This is a genomic window from Actinomadura rubrisoli (genome assembly GCF_004349215.1).
GTDB lineage: Bacteria > Actinomycetota > Actinomycetes > Streptosporangiales > Streptosporangiaceae > Spirillospora > Spirillospora rubrisoli.
On record NZ_SMKU01000717.1, the window covers coordinates 1 to 1,160 of the forward strand.

The following is a 1,160-nucleotide window of genomic DNA, read 5'->3' on the forward strand; positions in this document are numbered from 1 at the left end:
GCCCCCGCCCCCGCCGCCGACCCCGGCGCGGCGCTCGCCGGGTGGCTGCGGGCCTACCTCTGCGACGACGTGCCGCCGCGCGGCACCCCGGCCGTGCTCATCGAGGCCATGTCGGAACGCTGGACGGGCACCGGCCTCGGCGGCGCGGCGAGCGCGATCTGCGACGCGGCCGGCGGGCTGCTCTCCGCGGCGCAGCGGGCGGGCGCCGTCCGGCCGGACGTCGGGGCCCGCGACCTGCTGCGGCTGGCCAGCGCGATCGGCATCGCCGCCGAGCGCACCCCCGACCCGTCCGCCTACAACGACCGCATGCTCACCCTCCTGTTCGACGGCCTCCGCGCCCGCTGACCGGAGACGGCGGGCGAGACCGGCGTCTTGTCCGTCTACCAAGCGTGCGCTAGGTTGGCTGGCGATGGACGATCCGCGCCCCGCTCCGACACCGAGCCCGCTGACCGCGCCCTACTGGGACGCCTGCCGGCGGGGCGAGCTGGCGCTCCAGCGCTGCTCGGACTGCGGGCGGTTCGTGCACTTCCCCGAGCCCGCGTGCCCCTACTGCGGCGGCACGGAGCTCCCGTACGAGACGGTCGGCGGACGCGGCGCCGTGCACACGTTCAGCGTCGTCCACCGGACGTTCCTGCCCGGCTTCGCGACCCCCTACATCGTCGCCTGGGTGGACCTGCCGGAGGGCGCCCGCGCGTTCGGCGACGTCACCGGCTGCCCGCCCGAGGACGTCCGGGTGGGGATGCCCGTCGAGGTGTACTTCGCCGACCTCGAAGGGTTCGGCCCGATGCCCCACTGGAGGCCCGCAGCATGACCCGCATAGGCAACGTCCTCTACAGCGCCAAGGACGTGGACGAGGCGGTCCGCTTCTACCGCGACGCCCTCGGCCTGGACGTGAGGTTCCAGGACGGCGGGCGGTTCGCGGCCCTGGACGGCGGCGGCACGACGCTGACGATCGCCGGCCCGGAGGAGGACGTCACCGGCGGCGTGCCCGCGGCGTCGTTCAAGGTCGAGGACGTCCGCGCGATGGCCGAGTCCCTCACCGCGGCGGGCGCGACGCTGGTGCGCGGCCCGGAGGAGGGGCCGCACGAGGTCCGCGCCGTGCTGCGCGACCCGTCCGGCAACCCGTTCGTGCTCTACGCGAGCCCCAAGTAGTGCTCCCC

3 protein-coding genes are annotated in these 1,160 nt (G+C 75.9%); all 3 read left to right on the forward strand.

What is annotated here, in order from left to right; genetic code table 11:
* The coding region (locus E1298_RS49155) for an SbtR family transcriptional regulator (protein ID WP_481726156.1) at positions 1–345 on the forward strand (345 nt) is incomplete at its 5' end.
* 64 nt (positions 346–409) lie between these two features.
* Positions 410–811: a Zn-ribbon domain-containing OB-fold protein gene (locus tag E1298_RS47070; RefSeq protein ID WP_131903821.1), complete on the forward strand. Its 402-nt coding sequence runs from the start codon at positions 410–412 to the stop codon at positions 809–811.
* Positions 808–1,152: a VOC family protein gene (locus E1298_RS47075; RefSeq protein WP_131903822.1), complete on the forward strand. Its 345-nt coding sequence runs from the start codon at positions 808–810 to the stop codon at positions 1,150–1,152. Before E1298_RS47070 ends, E1298_RS47075 begins: the two co-directional genes overlap by 4 nt.
* Positions 1,153–1,160: the final 8 nt, after the last annotated feature.

Bases quoted from the DNA above. Each gene is read 5' to 3' on its own strand.
- E1298_RS47070 (WP_131903821.1), top strand. From the start codon at position 410: ATGGACGATCCGCGCCCCGCTCCGACACCGAGCCCGCTGACCGCGCCC.
- E1298_RS47075 (WP_131903822.1), top strand. From the start codon at position 808: ATGACCCGCATAGGCAACGTCCTCTACAGCGCCAAGGACGTGGACGAG.